Origin of the sequence: Ectobacillus polymachus (assembly GCF_048159605.1) — a bacterium.
In the GTDB taxonomy this organism is placed as follows: Bacteria; Bacillota; Bacilli; order Bacillales; family Bacillaceae_G; genus Ectobacillus; species Ectobacillus polymachus.
This window is the reverse complement of the sequence record NZ_JBLREB010000002.1, coordinates 539,578-554,976: the sequence shown is the minus strand read 5'-3', so window position 1 is coordinate 554,976 and position 15,399 is coordinate 539,578. Positions and strand designations below refer to the sequence as shown.

At 37.0% G+C, this 15,399-nt stretch carries 17 protein-coding genes and 1 pseudogene; 8 read left to right on the top strand and 10 right to left on the bottom strand.

What is annotated here, in order from left to right; translation table 11 throughout:
- Nucleotides 1–16: 16 nt before the first annotated feature.
- Together ACM5BR_RS13315 and ACM5BR_RS13310 are read right to left on the bottom strand one after the other, a co-directional pair.
- Nucleotides 17–585: pseudogene (locus tag ACM5BR_RS13315) on the bottom strand (multicopper oxidase domain-containing protein); the annotation flags it as partial.
- A 330-nt stretch (nucleotides 586–915) separates the two neighbouring features.
- Nucleotides 916–1,797: a LysR family transcriptional regulator gene (locus tag ACM5BR_RS13310; protein WP_416828444.1), complete on the bottom strand. Its 882-nt coding sequence runs from the start codon at nucleotides 1,795–1,797 to the stop codon at nucleotides 916–918.
- Nucleotides 1,798–1,889: 92 nt separating this feature from the next.
- Here ACM5BR_RS13310 and ACM5BR_RS13305 point away from each other — a divergent pair, with 92 nt between their 5' ends.
- From ACM5BR_RS13305 to ACM5BR_RS13295, 3 genes are all read left to right on the top strand, one after another.
- Complete coding sequence (locus ACM5BR_RS13305) at nucleotides 1,890–2,063, top strand: hypothetical protein (RefSeq protein ID WP_416828443.1); 174 nt, start codon at nucleotides 1,890–1,892, stop codon at nucleotides 2,061–2,063.
- Between the two features lie 20 nt (nucleotides 2,064–2,083).
- The gene (locus ACM5BR_RS13300; RefSeq protein ID WP_416828442.1) at nucleotides 2,084–2,743 is read left to right on the top strand and encodes a beta/alpha barrel domain-containing protein; all 660 of its coding nucleotides are present in this window, start codon (nucleotides 2,084–2,086) and stop codon (nucleotides 2,741–2,743) included.
- 86 nt (nucleotides 2,744–2,829) lie between these two features.
- The gene (locus ACM5BR_RS13295; RefSeq protein WP_416828441.1) at nucleotides 2,830–3,849 is read left to right on the top strand and encodes an AEC family transporter; all 1,020 of its coding nucleotides are present in this window, start codon (nucleotides 2,830–2,832) and stop codon (nucleotides 3,847–3,849) included.
- 111 nt (nucleotides 3,850–3,960) lie between these two features.
- On the opposite strand, the gene ACM5BR_RS13290 is transcribed toward ACM5BR_RS13295, so the two are convergent.
- The 7 genes from ACM5BR_RS13290 to ACM5BR_RS13260 all read right to left on the bottom strand — a co-directional run bounded on the left by ACM5BR_RS13290 (nucleotide 3,961) and on the right by ACM5BR_RS13260 (nucleotide 10,290).
- Nucleotides 3,961–5,130 carry an MFS transporter gene (locus ACM5BR_RS13290; RefSeq protein WP_416828440.1) on the bottom strand — a complete coding sequence of 390 codons (1,170 nt, stop codon included), beginning with the start codon at nucleotides 5,128–5,130 and terminating at the stop codon, nucleotides 3,961–3,963.
- 159 nt (nucleotides 5,131–5,289) lie between these two features.
- Nucleotides 5,290–5,526: an SHOCT domain-containing protein gene (locus ACM5BR_RS13285; protein ID WP_416828439.1), complete on the bottom strand. Its 237-nt coding sequence runs from the start codon at nucleotides 5,524–5,526 to the stop codon at nucleotides 5,290–5,292.
- Between the two features lie 94 nt (nucleotides 5,527–5,620).
- The gene (chrA, locus tag ACM5BR_RS13280) at nucleotides 5,621–6,832 is read right to left on the bottom strand and encodes a chromate efflux transporter (protein WP_416828438.1); all 1,212 of its coding nucleotides are present in this window, start codon (nucleotides 6,830–6,832) and stop codon (nucleotides 5,621–5,623) included.
- 152 nt (nucleotides 6,833–6,984) lie between these two features.
- Entirely contained in the window at nucleotides 6,985–7,188 is a 204-nt protein-coding gene (gene copZ / locus ACM5BR_RS13275) for a copper chaperone CopZ (RefSeq protein WP_416828437.1), read from the bottom strand.
- Between the two features lie 38 nt (nucleotides 7,189–7,226).
- Nucleotides 7,227–9,617, bottom strand: a complete 2,391-nt coding sequence (locus tag ACM5BR_RS13270; protein WP_416828436.1) for a heavy metal translocating P-type ATPase — start codon at nucleotides 9,615–9,617, stop codon at nucleotides 7,227–7,229.
- Between the two features lie 14 nt (nucleotides 9,618–9,631).
- A complete protein-coding gene (locus ACM5BR_RS13265) occupies nucleotides 9,632–9,937 on the bottom strand; it encodes a metal-sensing transcriptional repressor (RefSeq protein ID WP_416828435.1) in 306 nt (101 codons plus the stop codon).
- Nucleotides 9,938–10,056: 119 nt separating this feature from the next.
- Nucleotides 10,057–10,290 carry an SHOCT domain-containing protein gene (locus ACM5BR_RS13260; RefSeq protein ID WP_416828434.1) on the bottom strand — a complete coding sequence of 78 codons (234 nt, stop codon included), beginning with the start codon at nucleotides 10,288–10,290 and terminating at the stop codon, nucleotides 10,057–10,059.
- 218 nt (nucleotides 10,291–10,508) lie between these two features.
- On the opposite strand from ACM5BR_RS13260, the gene ACM5BR_RS13255 reads away from it, so the two are divergent.
- The 3 genes from ACM5BR_RS13255 (at nucleotide 10,509) to ACM5BR_RS13245 (ending at nucleotide 11,867) form a co-directional block, all read left to right on the top strand.
- On the top strand, nucleotides 10,509–10,856 hold the full coding sequence (locus ACM5BR_RS13255) for a zinc ribbon domain-containing protein YjdM (RefSeq protein WP_416828433.1): 348 nt from the start codon (nucleotides 10,509–10,511) through the stop codon (nucleotides 10,854–10,856).
- A gap of 199 nt (nucleotides 10,857–11,055) precedes the next feature.
- Nucleotides 11,056–11,217, top strand: coding sequence for a hypothetical protein (locus ACM5BR_RS13250; RefSeq protein ID WP_416828432.1), 162 nt, complete (start codon nucleotides 11,056–11,058; stop codon nucleotides 11,215–11,217).
- A 200-nt stretch (nucleotides 11,218–11,417) separates the two neighbouring features.
- Nucleotides 11,418–11,867, top strand: coding sequence for a GNAT family N-acetyltransferase (locus ACM5BR_RS13245; protein WP_416828431.1), 450 nt, complete (start codon nucleotides 11,418–11,420; stop codon nucleotides 11,865–11,867).
- 17 nt (nucleotides 11,868–11,884) lie between these two features.
- Here the strand turns inward: ACM5BR_RS13245 and ACM5BR_RS13240 are convergent, their stop codons facing one another.
- Nucleotides 11,885–12,058: a hypothetical protein gene (locus ACM5BR_RS13240; RefSeq protein ID WP_416828430.1), complete on the bottom strand. Its 174-nt coding sequence runs from the start codon at nucleotides 12,056–12,058 to the stop codon at nucleotides 11,885–11,887.
- 310 nt (nucleotides 12,059–12,368) lie between these two features.
- Between ACM5BR_RS13240 and ACM5BR_RS13235 the strand changes: the two genes are divergently transcribed.
- A complete protein-coding gene (locus ACM5BR_RS13235) occupies nucleotides 12,369–13,772 on the top strand; it encodes an amino acid permease (RefSeq protein WP_416828429.1) in 1,404 nt (467 codons plus the stop codon).
- A gap of 260 nt (nucleotides 13,773–14,032) precedes the next feature.
- Nucleotides 14,033–15,322: a DedA family protein gene (locus ACM5BR_RS13230; protein ID WP_416828428.1), complete on the top strand. Its 1,290-nt coding sequence runs from the start codon at nucleotides 14,033–14,035 to the stop codon at nucleotides 15,320–15,322.
- Nucleotides 15,323–15,399 lie beyond the last annotated feature (77 nt).

Genomic DNA, 15,399 nt, shown 5'->3' with positions numbered 1-15,399 from the left:
TTCATATTCTTCCATATTACTCTGGTATATTAGGAATAGCTACATTCGGCTTAAATGATGACTGAAAATCAGTATATTTTAATTCTCACCATACCTGCAGAAGCATGATGCAAATCGTGACAGTGGAACATCCATTCACTTGGATTATCTGCTACAAATGCCACTTCATATTCTTCACCTGGTTTTAGGTTAATTGTATCCTTCACAATGGGAGATCCTTCTATCGGTTTACCATTCTTACTTAATACTTGGAAAGAGTGACCATGTAAATGCATCGGATGATCATTCATCATGGAATTATTCCTTAACTTTACTTTCACAAGATCACCTTTCTTCACTTCTATCGAATCTGTATTTGGAAATGTCTTACCATTAATGGTATAGGCCATATTATTTCCGTTCATCACGGTGTTCAGCTCCATCGTGTAGGTAACATCATACTTTTGATTTAATGTGAACGTTCCTTCTTTCTTTGTTCCGTAATTTGTCATGTCTAGTACTGGAAGCTGCTCGTTTGCATTAGGGTTATCAGTCATGTCCTTGCTTCTTGCTTCCTTCATACTTTACTAAAGCTTTCATTCCTTCATTAATTTTATAATAATGAGTAATTTAGTTATTATCCGTAAAAGTTATTAGCAGTTTATCTTATTTATTATCAGTAGAACTAAATGCAGTTGTTGTTTCGAATAAACATATGTAATACCATATAATAATAAAAAAAATAAAATTTATAGGGTTAGAAATACTTTATTCTTTTTTCTCATGAATAACTTCATTTTTGTCTTCTTATAAAAAAAGTAGTAAAGAGAAATCTTAATCTCCTTACTACCTCAAAACATGCTTTATTTAAGAATGATAGTTTTCGTTTATTTCAAAATAAACTAATTTATAAAAAATGTTTTATGTCAAACTTGCTTAGTTTATGTCTTCATAAAAACAATTTTTTGTAGTTTCCAAGAACTTTTTAAGCACATTGGATACTGGTACATCATGACGCCGAATAAAAACCGTGGTTACAAATTTATATTTATCCGGGACAGGATAACATTTAACAATTCCCTCATTTTCAAGTTGCTCCCCAACCTTTTTTGAAACAAGGGCAACACCTAACCCTGCCTTGACGCATCCTAATATACCTTCAATTGTTCCAAAAGATATTTTCTTTTCAGGTAAGATTCCTTCCTCACGTAACCAACATTCAAGCTTCGCCCGATATGTACATCCAGAACGAAATACTAAAATTGTTTGTGTTTTGAGATCTTTTATCGACTTTAAAGTAGGTTGTGACAAATCTGTAATTAATACTAATTCTTCTTCAATAAGGGGGTATTGAATAATATCAGGATGTTCCACTGGATTAGTTACGAATGAACCATCTAAATTATATTTTAATACTTCACTGACAAGTTCCTCTGTTGATCCAGTTGCTAATGACAAGTTTACTTCAGGATATAACCTATGATAATTAGCAAGGACTGATGGTAAACGTACAGCAGCAGTGATATCAGTTGCTCCGATTGCTAAAGGCCCAGAAAGGATATCTGGGTTTCGTACGGCTTCCTTTGCTTCTTTTATAAGCTTCAAGATATTATCTGCAAAGCTTAGTAATATCTCGCCAGTAGATGTTAGGGATACCCCTCTGTTATTCCGATGAAATAGAGAAGTTTTAAGTTCTAATTCCAGTTTATTAATTCTATTGGTCACATTGGACTGAACATAATGCAGCTGTTCCGCTGCTTTGCTGATACTGTGATGATTAGCTACCATTTGGAATATTTCAAGTTCTTTAATTTCCATTACTATACATCCTCCGTAGATATTACTAAAACTGATATTCAGTATTATTCATGTTCATTTTACATCATGTATATATGGGAATAAAATGAAAATTGAAAAAATTAAATAAATATATAAAATATGGAAGGCGTGATGTTATGCAATTATCTTTTCCAAAAGGACATGAACCTCGCTATGAAAATTTTCAACTTGATGGATTATTAGATGAAACCTTAAGAGAAGGATCTGAACGTTGTCTTTTTTCGATTGATGATTTTAAAAGATAGGAGTTATTTATCCAGAGACAATGGCTATACTGGCAGCTAATCTTGTCCACCAGTATCCAAATGTTAACTTTTGTGTACATGCTCATAACGACAAAGGACTTGGACTTCAAAATGCATTAACTTCGATTTACCATGGCTTTAACATGATTGAAGGGGCTTTCGCAGGATACGGAAATCGTTCTGGATTACCTTCAATAGAACTTTTAAATCTAATTTTTAATAAAAAAAATATTACATTCAATAATTTAGCACTTAAAGGTGAAAGAATTTCTCATACTGCTGTTCTTACTGAAGAAGTTTTTATGACAATTCCAAATATTTATCGACCTGTTAGTGGCATCATTGTTCAGAAAGAAAATCTTGGTGTAGCTAATATTCCAGATTATTTGGGAGTAGATCGTAAAACTGATTACTTTTTAAACAACGTCGGATTACACATTAACACTATTAAAAGAACTCTCGAAGCTGCTGGATTTGATTCTGAACAAATTAATAATGATGAATTTATTTATAAGGTAATTGATTCTATGGAAAAGAAAATGAATGATATTTATGTTGAAAAGAGAGTTAAGTTTTCTGAAATTTCAAGAAACATTAACGAGTTATATGGTACTGGTATTTTTGGTGCAAAGGATATACAAGAAACAGCTAAAAACTTTGTTTTGGAATACACAAAATAATTATATAAAGTTGTGCGAGCAGGTGATTCAAATCTCCTGCTCGTAAATTATATTAATTCTGAAGAAAGATAGAAGGTGTGATTAAAATGCAAATCATTTTTGATGTTTTAATTCCTGTTTTTGCAATTATATTATGTGGAGTTCTAGCTGGTATTTATAAAGTAGTTGATGTTGCAGGTTCTAAAAGTTTGAACAACTATGTATATTATATTGCTCTTCCAGCTTTACTTTTTTTATCATTAGCTGAAGCACCCGTAAATCAATTAACCAATTGGAATTTTTTATTTGCCAATTTATTTGGTATTTTAGCAAGTTTTTTAGTAACCGTCTTATTATCAGCCTTAGTATTTAAAAAGAAATTCCCTGATATATCTATCTATGGAATGGGTGCTTCTTATGGAACAACTGGGTATATGGGGGTTCCATTATTAATTGCAGCATTTGGTCAAACAGCTGCATTACCAGCTGCATTAGCTACTTTAATTCATAATATCCCTGTAATTATTATAGTAACAATTTCCTTTGAACTACATAAAGCATTAACACAAAACCAAGAGAAATTATTGGCACAAGCTGTTGGTCAAGAGTCGACATCAACACAAATAGTGTATCGGCAAAAAAACAATATACAAAAAATAGTTTTAGATGTATGTAAATCCGTTTTTATAAGTCCCTTTACCCTCTCCGTTCTTGCTGGAATTTTAGTTGCTATAATGCATATAAATCTACCGAAATCTGTACATGTATTTGCCAAATTATTAGCTGATGCATCTGGACCAACAGCATTATTTGCTCTTGGACTTGGGCTTGTAGGTCAAGGAAAGCTATTCACTAATCAGACATTTAACAAATTTGAAATTACAACCATTATATTTTCAAAAGTTTTTATTCAGCCACTAATTACGTTGCTTTTAGCTCTATATATTTTTCCTATAAAGGATGTTTGGTTGACTACTACCATTATTATGTCTGCATTACCAGTAGGAGCAGGAGTATACGTGTTTGCACAGAAATATGATTCGTTCAAGGAAGAAACCTCAGTATCCATAGTTTTATCAATGTTAATATCTATTGTTACAATCTCAATACTATTAGTTTTATTATAAAAAACAAATTTATTTTATTGTCCATTATCAAAGCATAGGATACCATTTTATTACAGTTTAAGGAAAAGGTTCCGTCTTTACCCTAACATTACAGAAAGAGAATACCGAGGTTTAAATACGTAAAAGCATCATAAGCAGCGCAGCGATTACTGCAATCACACTACTTGTACTGAATGCCACCATAGGTCCGAACATCTGCCAAAGAAATCCTGCAAGAATGCTTGCTGGCAGTGCAGCAAGACCCGTCATAGCATTAAAAGTACCCATAGCAGTACCTCGCTGCCCTGCGGGTACCAAATCGGCAATGTATGCTTTTTGTATTCCTTCTGTAAAAGCATAGTAGAGACCGTATAAGACAAATAAGATCCAGATTCCAATCATACTTTTCGTGATACCAAACCCAAAGTAAATAAGCGCAAATAGAAAGAATCCGGAGATTAGAACAGGACGACGGCCAATACGATCCGATAACATCCCAACTGGGACGGAAAATATACTAGTGCTCATATTAAATACAAAAAAAGCTAGTGGAATCAAAGCTGGCAGCATCCCTATATTCTGGGCACGTAAGACTAGAAATGCATCTGAAAAATTACCAACTGTAAAAAGAGTATAAATCAGAGAAAACCAAATAAACCTGCGATCCAAATTTTTAAATCCGAATTTTGGAAGGTTTGCACGTTTTTCACGATTGGTTGGTTTTTCTTTTATAAATAATAGGATAAGTACGACTGCTAGAACCCCAGGAATCACAGATAGCCAGAATACAAGACGATAATTCCCTGTATACACTGCAAGAATGCCAAAAGCAACTAAAGGTCCTAAAGCTGCCCCTAAAGCATCCATAGCACGGCGAAATCCAAAGGCCTTCCCACGCTCCTCCATCGTTACCGAATCTGCTAAAAGAGCATCACGCGGAGAGGTTCGTATTCCTTTTCCAAAACGGTCCATAAGCCGAACCATAAGAACTTGATTCCACGATGCACTGATTGCAAAGAAAGGCTTCGTCAAATTGGACAGGCCATAGCCAAGAAACAAGAGAAGCTTCCGTTTTCCTAAACGATCCGTTAACCAGCCAGAAAACAATTTCAAAACACTTGCTGTACTTTCCGCAATTCCTTCTATTACACCGACCGAACTTACTTGAACATGTAAGACACTCGTAAGGTATAACGGCAAAATCGGAACAATCATATTGCTAGAAAGATCCGTAAATAAGCTGACAAATCCAAGTACAAGAATAACACGACTCATCTTTGTTTTAGATGTAGTAGAATGCATTTCATCACCTCTTCTAACTCTTTCCACTATTCTATCCTTTAAATTTCTATATAAAGCTTACCTCATTTGTTTTCTTATTCATAATCATGCTACTCTTCTAATCTAGCACATGAAAAACCCCAATGTGCATGAAGCATTGGGGAGTTTATTATAGAAATACTAACTTAATTTTTGTAGAAGTCGTTCATACTCTTCTTCTGTAATTTCACTTTTTGCCAATCTTGTTTTTAAAATGGCAAGCGCCTCATTTTGATTTGTAGAAGTTCTCTCAGATTTTTGTATCTTCGTATATCCCATAAAAAGTAAAGCGATCAATATAAGCCAGAATAGCAACATTCCACCCATCATGATCCAGCCACCTCCATATCCAAAACATGATTGAAATCCATATCCCATTATAGAGTCAGCTCCTTTCTACAACTTCATTATACATCTACATTATGCAGAATTTGTGCAGTTTCTACCTGTTCAAAAAAAGGACAAATATATATTACATAATAGAAAAAAAAGCTCCTGCAGCTGCTGAACATGCAACGACAATCCAAGGAGGGCATTTCCAAATCGTTAGTATACCGAAGGCTGCTAATGCCAGGCAAACATCAAATGGAGTTTTGATGCTACTAGTCCATACTGGATTGTACAGCGCTGCTAGTAAAATCCCAACAACAGCTGCCGAAATCCCCTGCAATGCCGCTTGAAATTGTGGATGATGGCGTAACCAATTCCAGAAAGGGAGAGTCCCCATGATTAATAGAAACGACGGGAGGAAGATTGCGATGGTTGTGACAATTGCCCCTTTCCATCCAAAGCTTGCCATTCCTACATACGATGCGAATGTAAATAATGGTCCTGGTACTGCTTGTGCTGCTCCGTATCCAGCTAAAAATTGATCAGCTGACAACCACCCTGCTGGAACGACCTCTGCTTGTAATAATGGAAGTACAACATGTCCTCCCCCAAATACCAAAGCACCCGAACGATAAAAGCTATCAAATAGGGCAACAAAAGGAGAATGGGTAGCCTGCCTGATAATAGGGAGAATCGCTAACAATACAAAAAACAAAGCTAATAGAATACTAGCAACTTTTTTATTACTGGATAAAGAAAGGAATGCTGGCTTATCGTCCGCAGTTCCTCGAAACAAAAACCATCCTAGTATACCAGCAGCAAGGATAATACCGACCTGACTAAATACACTTGGAATTAATAACGTTAAAATAGCTGCTGCTATAGCGATGGTAGCACGCGGACGATCCGATGCTGCACTTTTGGCCATCCCCCAAACCGCCTGCGCGACTACAGCTACTGCTACAACCAATAATCCGTGCAACCAGCCGGTATCGTGAAACGATGTTCCTTTTAAAAAGTAGGCAAATAAAACAAGAGCAATGACAGATGGAAGCGTAAATCCAATCCATGAGAAAAGAGCACCTAAAAACCCTGCACGAATAAAGCCAATCCCCATTCCTACTTGACTGCTAGCCGGTCCAGGTAAAAATTGACATAACGCTACTAAATCTGCATATGTTTTCTCATCTAACCACTTTCGGCGCTTTACATATTCCTCTCTGAAATAACCTAAATGAGCGATAGGCCCTCCAAATGAAGTAAGTCCTAATTTAGTAGAAACGAGCAACACTTCAAGGAGTAAAGAAAGCTTTCCTTTCTCCTGCTTTGAATTCTGCTGTAATCCCGTGTCCATTTCGCACCTCCTTTGCCTGTTTCAAAATCGAATAATGATAACACACTAACATATCTATGTATTTTTATAACAAAGGCAATATTAAAATAATGTTAACTTCAAATAGCAAAAGAGGTCATAGCGCTATGCCATGACCTCTCCTGTTATTTAATTTATTTCACATCATAGCCTTGTTCTTCAATAGCTTCCTTCATCTTATCTAAGCTAACCTTTGCTTCATCATAACCGATATCTACGGTTCCTTGTTCTAAGTGAACGTCTACATTTGCAACTCCATCTAATTCTTTCAATGCATTTGTAACCGCCATTTTGCAATGTCCACAGCTCATGCCTTCTACTTGTAATGTAATACTCATTGAAAATTCCTCCTCATGTATTATTAGGGGTATTCCCCTTATATGTGAACGCGTTTCAAACGAAGCGCATTTGCAACAACTGATACGGAGCTAAATGCCATAGCTGCTCCGGCAACCCATGGTACTAATAGCCCTGCTGCCGCGACTGGAATGCCAATCGCATTGTAAAAGAGGGCCCAAAATAGATTTTGACGAATATTTTTCATCGTTTTACGGCTAAGGTCAATGGCCTTCGGAATATGAGTCAAATCGCCGCCGACCAATGTAATAGCTGCAGCCTCGATGGCAACATCTGCGCCGGTTCCAATCGCTATGCCAATATCGGCTTTCACAAGAGCAGGGGCGTCATTAATTCCATCTCCCACCATTGCTACTTTCTTTCCTTGCTTTTGCAAATCTGCTACGATATTTGCCTTATCCTCTGGAAGTACTTCTGCAAAGACATGGTCTACTTGAACTTGACTCGCGATTGTATTTGCCGTGCGTTTGTTATCTCCGGTAACCATATATACATCAATACCAAGCTGCTTTAAGCTTTGGATGGCTTCCTTCGAGCTTTCTTTTACCGTATCAGCAACAGCTATGATACCTGCAAGTTGATGATCAATGGCAACTAACATTGCTGTTTTTCCTTGCTGCTCAAGTTCTATCATTCTATCTTCATGATCCGTAATCGTAACCATTCGTTCCTGCATAAGTTTTCTCGTACCAACTAAAATCGTTTTGCCATCTATGATCGCCTCAATACCTTTACCTGTAATAGCTGTAAATCGCTCTAAAGGCTTAACCGAAATACTCTTCCCATGTTCCACAATGGCATGTGCAAGTGGATGCTCGGAAACACTTTCAGCAGCAACTGCATAGGCGAGCATACCTTCTTGAAATTCCAGCACATCAGTTACTTCCGGTTTGCCCTTCGTTACCGTCCCTGTTTTATCAAGTAAAACTGTATCTATCTTATGCGTCCCTTCTAAGTACTCACCCCCTTTAAAGAGGATTCCCTGTTCTGCTCCCTTACCGGTACCTACCATAATAGAAGTTGGGGTAGCTAAGCCGAGTGCACACGGACAAGCGATAACAAGCACTGCAATCCCAACCTCTAACGCCTTCGGTAAATCCCCCGGTACTATGGCGAAATACCACACGAGAAATGCAACGATAGCGATTCCAACAACAATCGGAACAAAAATACCGGAAATCACATCCGCCATACGTTGAATCGGCGCCTTTGATCCTTGGGCTTCTTCGACAATTTTTACAATTCCGGCAAGCGCTGTATCCTTGCCAATCTTTTCAGCCCGAATTGTCAGCACACCATTCGCATTAATTGTCGCACCGATGACCGCATCTCCTTCTTTTTTATCGACTGGAATGGACTCACCAGTAATCATCGATTCATCTACTGATGAGATTCCTGATAAAACGATACCGTCCACCGGTATTTTTTCACCAGGCTTTACAAGAATAGTATCACCGATAACGACTTGATCAAGCGGAAGCTTTATCTCCACATTATCACGAATAACAAGGGCGTCTTTTGCTTGCAAGCTTAATAGCTTCGATATTGCTTCCGTTGTTCTACCCTTTGCTCTTGCTTCAAAATATTTTCCAACAAGTACAAGCGTAATTAAAACCGCACTCGTTTCAAAATATAGATTCGGCATATAATCTGGATTCGCAATCGTTTTGATTGCTTCAAATAAACTGTAAAAATACGCCGCAGCTGTTCCGAGTGAAACCAATACATCCATATTGGCACTCTTGTTACGTAAAGCACGATACGCCCCAATAAAGAAGGGGCCGCCAATATAAAACTCAACAGGGGTTGCCAAAAGCAGCTGAAACCACGGATTCATCAGAATATTTGGCATCGGCAAGCCGATAGCAAATGGTAAATGTAAAATCATCGTATACAACAAAGGCAATGATAATAGAATCGAAATCGTCAATTGTCTTTGCTTATGCTTAAGCAGTTGTTCTCTTCGCTGCGTTTGATTATCCTGCTCGCTTTGAATTGATCCTTTGTATCCTAGCTTTTTAATTTTTTCCAGCATGTCCTCCGTCGTAACGGAGCCTTCATTGTATTCCACCACTGCACGATTAATGGCTAAATTAACCGTTGCCTTTTCAATTCCTTCTAGACGATTCAAGCCCTTTTCAATGCGGGTTGCACAAGCCGCACAGGTCATCCCTTCAATGTCGATCGTTACTTTGTCAACTTCAACACCATATCCTAACGATTCAATTTTTTTCTGAATGTCAGTAAGACTTTGCTTTTCTGGATCATAAGCAACCGTTGCTTTCTCAATCGCTAAATTAACGTTTGCTTCCACTCCATCCATCTTGTTTAAACTTTTCTCAATCCGGTTGGAGCAGGCTGCGCAAGTCATCCCTGTTACACCTAGTGTAACGAGCTTCTGTTCACTCATAACGCCTCTCTCCTTTATTTCGAGAACTGTTTTAACACCTGAATCAGTTCTTGTATCGACTCTTCCCCGTTGCCTTCGCGAATTGCTTTCGCCACACAATGATTTGTATGTCGCTCTATTAATTGAAATCCTACTTGATTTAGCGCCGCTTGAATCGCTGAAATTTGTATTAATATATCGACACAATAACGATTATCTTCCACCATCTTCTGTACACCGCGAACCTGTCCTTCGATTCGTTTCAAACGTTTCGTCAGCTTTGCCATTTCCTCTTCTGTTCTTGGTACCATCTTTCCATTTCCATCATGTTGATGATTCATTGTATCACCTCATTTTTCAGAAGATCTTTTATACATACATCATACCCGTTACGGGTATATATTACAATGAAATAATAAAAAAACAAAACCCTAATGCTTGGAGACATTAGGGTTATCATTTATTCTGTTAATTTTTTTAACATTCGGTCGTATTCTTCTTCTGTAATTTCACCTTTTGCGAATGTTTCTTTTAAAATATCAATTGCGTTCGTTTGTTCTTTCGGAAGTTTCAACGTTTTCTGTACCATGTTATATCCTATAATGAGTAAGATAAGTAAGACAATCCAGAATAAAATCATACCGTACGTCATGATCCAGTCGCCTCCATAAAATGGATGAAATCCATTTCCCATTGTAGAATCATCTCCTTCCTATATTCATTATATCTACTACAAAATAAAGAATTCGTATCCTTGTGAAATGTTTACAAAAGCCGTATCTGCTTTTATGGAAACCATTCTTGTAAATAGGAGATGAAGGAAGGGTTGTAAATATAATAAAACTATGGCAATATATAAGGAACTCGCTATATTTTTAAGAAAAGAATAAGACAAATGGAGGAAATGAAAGTATGTCCAATTTGCCAAATTGCCCAGAATGTAATTCAGAATACACTTACGAAGATGGAAATCTTCTTGTTTGCCCAGAATGTGCGCACGAGTGGACTTTAGAAGCTGAAAGTAGTGAAGATAATAAGATTATCAAAGATGCAAATGGAAATATCTTGCACGATGGTGATTCTGTAACAATAATTAAAGACCTTAAAGTAAAAGGTAGTTCATCCCCATTAAAAATAGGTACAAAAGTAAAAAATATACGTTTAATTGATGGCGACCAGAATAACGACCATAATATTGATTGCAAAATTGATGGTTTTGGAGCCATGTTATTAAAATCTGAATTTGTAAAAAAATTATAAATACAGAATGGTTTATCTACTAATCTTGCTTGGTATTAGTATATTTTATTTGCTTATGGCTAGTCCTAAAAAAGCTGTGACTTTCAAGAACGATCAGATGGTCATTCGTACTTCCAAATTTTCAACTGGAAAATTTTCCAAACACGAGATTAAAGATCTATATATTTTCGAGGAAGGCCTTCCAAAGCATACAGTAGTAATGAACGGGTCCTGGTATAGCGGGAATGCCACCACTTTAGTTCCCGCTATTAATCGGAATCGAATGATCTTTTCTACTACAAGTGGTGGTAAGTTCCTAGTGAATGTAGATAATGCTGATGATCTTATTCAAAAATATATGGAATGGAAACAGGCGAACTGAAGTGAGGGGGTTCCCCCTACTTTCGGGTTAGCCCACCAATTAGACACATACCAGAGCTATCTCCCACCTTCTCAGAATTTTAAGGTGGGAGTTTTATTATCCAAAAATAACCATGTTAATTATTTGAATATTCTGTATTAAATGGTATAATGAATAAATCTTATCTTTGCAATGTGATTATTGAAAAAGGAGAAGTAATCATGGAACTAGAAACAAAAAGATTACTTGTTATACCATGTACGGAAGAAACGGTAAAAATTGCTCTTAATCAAGAATACGATATCGGACAGCATATCACTTCTTACTTAGAGCAGCTAAAAGAAGATTCCTCTTTATTGTGTTGGGGTGTTTGGCTTGTTGTTCGAAAAGCCGATGGGATTGTCCTCGGCGACATAGGTTTTAAGGGAAAACCAGACGAGAATAAAGTAGTGGAAGTGGGGTATGGTTTTCTTAAAAAGTATTGGAATAATGGTTACGCAACAGAAGCTGTAGGAGCATTAATGATGTGGGCATTTCGCACAGCAAAAGTCGACACGATAATTGCAGAAACGCTGCATGACAATCATGGTTCTATTCGTGTATTAGAAAAACTAAGCATGAAACAAGTAGGTGTGACAAAAACGATGATTCATTGGGAAAGACATATATAACTTTCGTGATCTTACTTTCACATCTCATCATTTTTGTCATTACTCTCTTTATACATCTTCTTTAATGTCGAATTAATATTATTTAGGGCTATTAATATAAAACCCAGCATCACAAATGTTACGATTTCACCTGTAAAAAAAGAAAGGATACCTAATACCACAGCATATACAATATAAATCCAGCCCTTCATCTTCTTTCACCTCATGACTTTAGTGAATATTCTCGTACATATCTATAAATAGGAGAATTCGATATTATCTATCATATTCCTTTCTAGACGCAATTTTTCGAAATCTGGACTAATCTGAAAATTATATTAAGTATGTATAGGATCGTATGTTCCTTTATGGTACAATAAGGAATTGTAATTTTAATAAATAAAAGAAGCTTTATCACTGGTTTGATATATCTCACTCACCATTGGAGCTTCTGAGAGAAATAGTTTGTGTATACATAGTAAAAGGAAAACCTTTTCTTGTAGACTCATAGGGGGAAATGATATGAGCAAGGAAACTCATAAAACAGAACTGAATCGTGGATTAGAAGAAAGACATATTACATTAATGTCTTTAGGTGCAGCCATTGGTGTAGGTCTATTTCTCGGTTCTACAACTTCAATCAAATTGGCTGGTCCAGGTATCATTGTTGAATATGCAATCGCTGGGGTTATTATGTTTTTTATTATGAGAGCCCTTGGCGAAATGGCCATTCACAAGCCTGTTTCTGGTTCATTTAGTCAATATGCACATGATTATTTAGGTCCTCTAGCCGGCTATCTAACTGGCTGGACTTACTGGTTTTTATGGATTGTAACCTGTATGGCTGAAATAACAGCTGTCGGTATTTATATGCAATACTGGTTTCCAGACGTTCCACAATGGATTTGGTCACTTGCTGCACTGAGTATCATGGCCACTATTAACTTTCTTACTGTTAAAGCCTATGGTGAGTTAGAATTCTGGTTTGCTCTTATTAAGGTTATTACCATTATCTGTATGATTGTTATGGGCGCTCTCGTTATTATCTTTGGAATCGGTAATGGCGGTATTCCAACAGGAATTCAGAATCTATGGAGCCATGGCGGGTTTTTCCCAAATGGAATTAAGGGCGTTTTAATGGCACTGCAAATGGTTATGTTTGCCTACCTCGGCATAGAAATGATTGGTGTAACAGCCGGAGAAGTTAAAAATCCAGAAAAAAATCTAGCAAAAGCCATTGATAATGTATTATGGAGAATCCTAATTTTTTATGTGGGAGCACTAACCGTGATTATGGCCATTTATCCATGGAATGAAATTGGCTTAAATGGAAGTCCTTTTGTTCTTACCTTTAAGCAACTAGGGATTGCACCAGCAGCTGGCATTATTAACTTTGTTGTCTTGACCGCTGCCCTTTCATCTTGTAATAGCGGCATTTTTAGTACTTCCAGAATGCTTTTCAACCTTGCGGAAAATAAAGAAGCTCCTGAAAAATTTGGACAGGTGACCAAAAACGGTGTTCCAGGTTTAGCGGTTATCATCTCATCCGTTGTTTTATTAGTGGGCGTTTTGTTAAATTACGTTGTACCTGCAAAAGTATTTACATGGGTGACAAGTATTGCGACATTCGCTGCTCTTTGGACCTGGGCGATTATCCTTTTGGCGCAATTACGTTTCCGGAAAAGCTTAAAGCCGAAAGAGGTAGCATCTTTAAAATTTAAAATTCCGTTTTATCCTCTATCTTCCTATATATCATTAGCCTTTCTAGCATTGGTTGTAATCGTAATGGCTTTTATCCCCGATACAAAAATAGCGGTGATTATCGGACCAATCTGGATCGTTTTCCTTGTAGGCATTTACTATGCAAAAGGATTTCATAAAAGAAATGTAGTTGAACAAGAAGGAAACAAAATGGAAGCCCGATAAGGGGCTTCCATTTTCATTTTATATGATTGACGATACCCCTGCATAGTATTATGAATACCTCATCGCCTCTCTCCCTCAATCATTTTCTATGGAAATATTTCAAGACTTCTTTCAAAAATATGTTAAAAATGAAGTTAAAAAAGAATAAATAACGTGAGTTTAGTGCTATATTGGAGTATAAATGAAGATAAAAAACGAATAGTAACCAAAGCCTCTACCAAAAAATAAAAATGAAAAAGAATAAGGCTAGGAGAAATGACATGGCACATTTTATTTCATTATTTGAGCAGCACAGCTATATAATTTTATTCATTGTTATTTTGATTGAACTGCTTGCGATTCCGATTTCGGCTGAATTCTTTATGAGTTTTGCCGGCTACTTCGTATTTCAAGGAAAAATGAACTACACTTTGGCCATTCTGACAGCTATTGCTGCTGGAGGAGTCGGAATTACAGTCACATACTGGATAGGAAGGCTAGGAGGCTATAAACTGATCGAGAAGTATGGAAAGTATATTCACCTTGGACCTAAGAACTACCAAAAAGTAGCCGCCTGGATGGAACGATCAGGCAGTAAATTGTTGGTATTTGCTTATTTTATTACTGGGGTTCGGCACTTCACAGGATACGTATCCGGCATTTCGAGAATGCCGTTTCGAACCTTTCTTGTTCCGGCATATATAGGAGCAAGCTTATGGGCAATTAGCTTTATCACACTTGGGAAAATTTTAGGACCACGCTGGCAGGATTTTCATAAATTGGCCGGACAATATCTCATCTACATTGTCCTTGCACTCGCTATCGTTATCGGCGGGTTACTAGCTTACAAATTTTACAGAAACCAAATCAAAGCCTTTTTCGTACGACAGCTTAATCGGCTCATTTCTTACTTTCGAACCATCCAAGCAACGGAAGTGTTCCTTATCAGTCTTACACTGGTCTTACTAGGAATGATCACCTTAATGTTGGGACTTGCACAGGATTATTTATATAACGATTTTCCTCAGTTTAATGAGGTTACAACCTATATTGTCCATACTGTATTTCCAACAGGATGGACAAGCATCATGAGTAAAATCCTAATGTTGCAGTCTCCTATCGCATTTAGCATTCTAATTATAATTACGATTTTAACCATTTGGAGAAAAGGAAAGAATCGATGGCTTGAAGGTCTTTTACTCGTTGTTACTCTATTGGGAGCATCTGTTTATCATGATGCTATCTTACACGGGCTACACTATTTTCATTTTCTCGGAAGAGACGCAGCGGCTCGTTCTGCTACTTTTCCAGATGAAAAGGCAACCATCACGATCATTATATATGGCACCTGCTCATTTCTAACGGTACGTCATCTGAAGAATATGTATATACAAGTTGGTCTCCCTATTCTAGGTATCCTGCTTTTACTATGTGAAGCAATTGCAAACATTGCCCTTACTCCTTCCCTTCCAAGTGATATCGCGGGTGGATATGTATATGGCGGGGTGTGGATGTTCTTGAATTTCTTGCTATTTGAATTGTTGCGCCTGATCGTAAATAAGCAAGTTTAATCCCTCATATATACAACGTTTCACGGGGAACATGTGCAAAAAACGAGAGCAAAAGCGACCTTTGCTCTCGTTTTGTT

What these genes read in the sequence shown, in the direction of transcription:
- ACM5BR_RS13300 (WP_416828442.1), top strand. Translation starts at nt 2,084, where the DNA reads ATGGCTATACTGGCAGCTAATCTTGTCCACCAGTATCCAAATGTTAAC.
- ACM5BR_RS13250 (WP_416828432.1), top strand. Translation starts at nt 11,056, where the DNA reads ATGAACGGGTCCTGGTATAGCGGGAATGCCACCACTTTAGTTCCCGCT.
- ACM5BR_RS13230 (WP_416828428.1), top strand. Translation starts at nt 14,033, where the DNA reads ATGGCACATTTTATTTCATTATTTGAGCAGCACAGCTATATAATTTTA.
- ACM5BR_RS13260 (WP_416828434.1), bottom strand. Translation starts at nt 10,290, where the DNA reads ATGGGAAATGGATTTCATCCATTTTATGGAGGCGACTGGATCATGACG.
- ACM5BR_RS13245 (WP_416828431.1), top strand. Translation starts at nt 11,418, where the DNA reads ATGGAACTAGAAACAAAAAGATTACTTGTTATACCATGTACGGAAGAA.
- ACM5BR_RS13235 (WP_416828429.1), top strand. Translation starts at nt 12,369, where the DNA reads ATGAGCAAGGAAACTCATAAAACAGAACTGAATCGTGGATTAGAAGAA.
- ACM5BR_RS13240 (WP_416828430.1), bottom strand. Translation starts at nt 12,058, where the DNA reads ATGAAGGGCTGGATTTATATTGTATATGCTGTGGTATTAGGTATCCTT.
- ACM5BR_RS13255 (WP_416828433.1), top strand. Translation starts at nt 10,509, where the DNA reads ATGTCCAATTTGCCAAATTGCCCAGAATGTAATTCAGAATACACTTAC.
- ACM5BR_RS13310 (WP_416828444.1), bottom strand. Translation starts at nt 1,797, where the DNA reads ATGGAAATTAAAGAACTTGAAATATTCCAAATGGTAGCTAATCATCAC.
- ACM5BR_RS13270 (WP_416828436.1), bottom strand. Translation starts at nt 9,617, where the DNA reads ATGAGTGAACAGAAGCTCGTTACACTAGGTGTAACAGGGATGACTTGC.
- ACM5BR_RS13265 (WP_416828435.1), bottom strand. Translation starts at nt 9,937, where the DNA reads ATGAATCATCAACATGATGGAAATGGAAAGATGGTACCAAGAACAGAA.
- ACM5BR_RS13295 (WP_416828441.1), top strand. Translation starts at nt 2,830, where the DNA reads ATGCAAATCATTTTTGATGTTTTAATTCCTGTTTTTGCAATTATATTA.
- chrA (WP_416828438.1), bottom strand. Translation starts at nt 6,832, where the DNA reads ATGGACACGGGATTACAGCAGAATTCAAAGCAGGAGAAAGGAAAGCTT.
- ACM5BR_RS13290 (WP_416828440.1), bottom strand. Translation starts at nt 5,130, where the DNA reads ATGCATTCTACTACATCTAAAACAAAGATGAGTCGTGTTATTCTTGTA.
- copZ (WP_416828437.1), bottom strand. Translation starts at nt 7,188, where the DNA reads ATGAGTATTACATTACAAGTAGAAGGCATGAGCTGTGGACATTGCAAA.
- ACM5BR_RS13285 (WP_416828439.1), bottom strand. Translation starts at nt 5,526, where the DNA reads ATGGGATATGGATTTCAATCATGTTTTGGATATGGAGGTGGCTGGATC.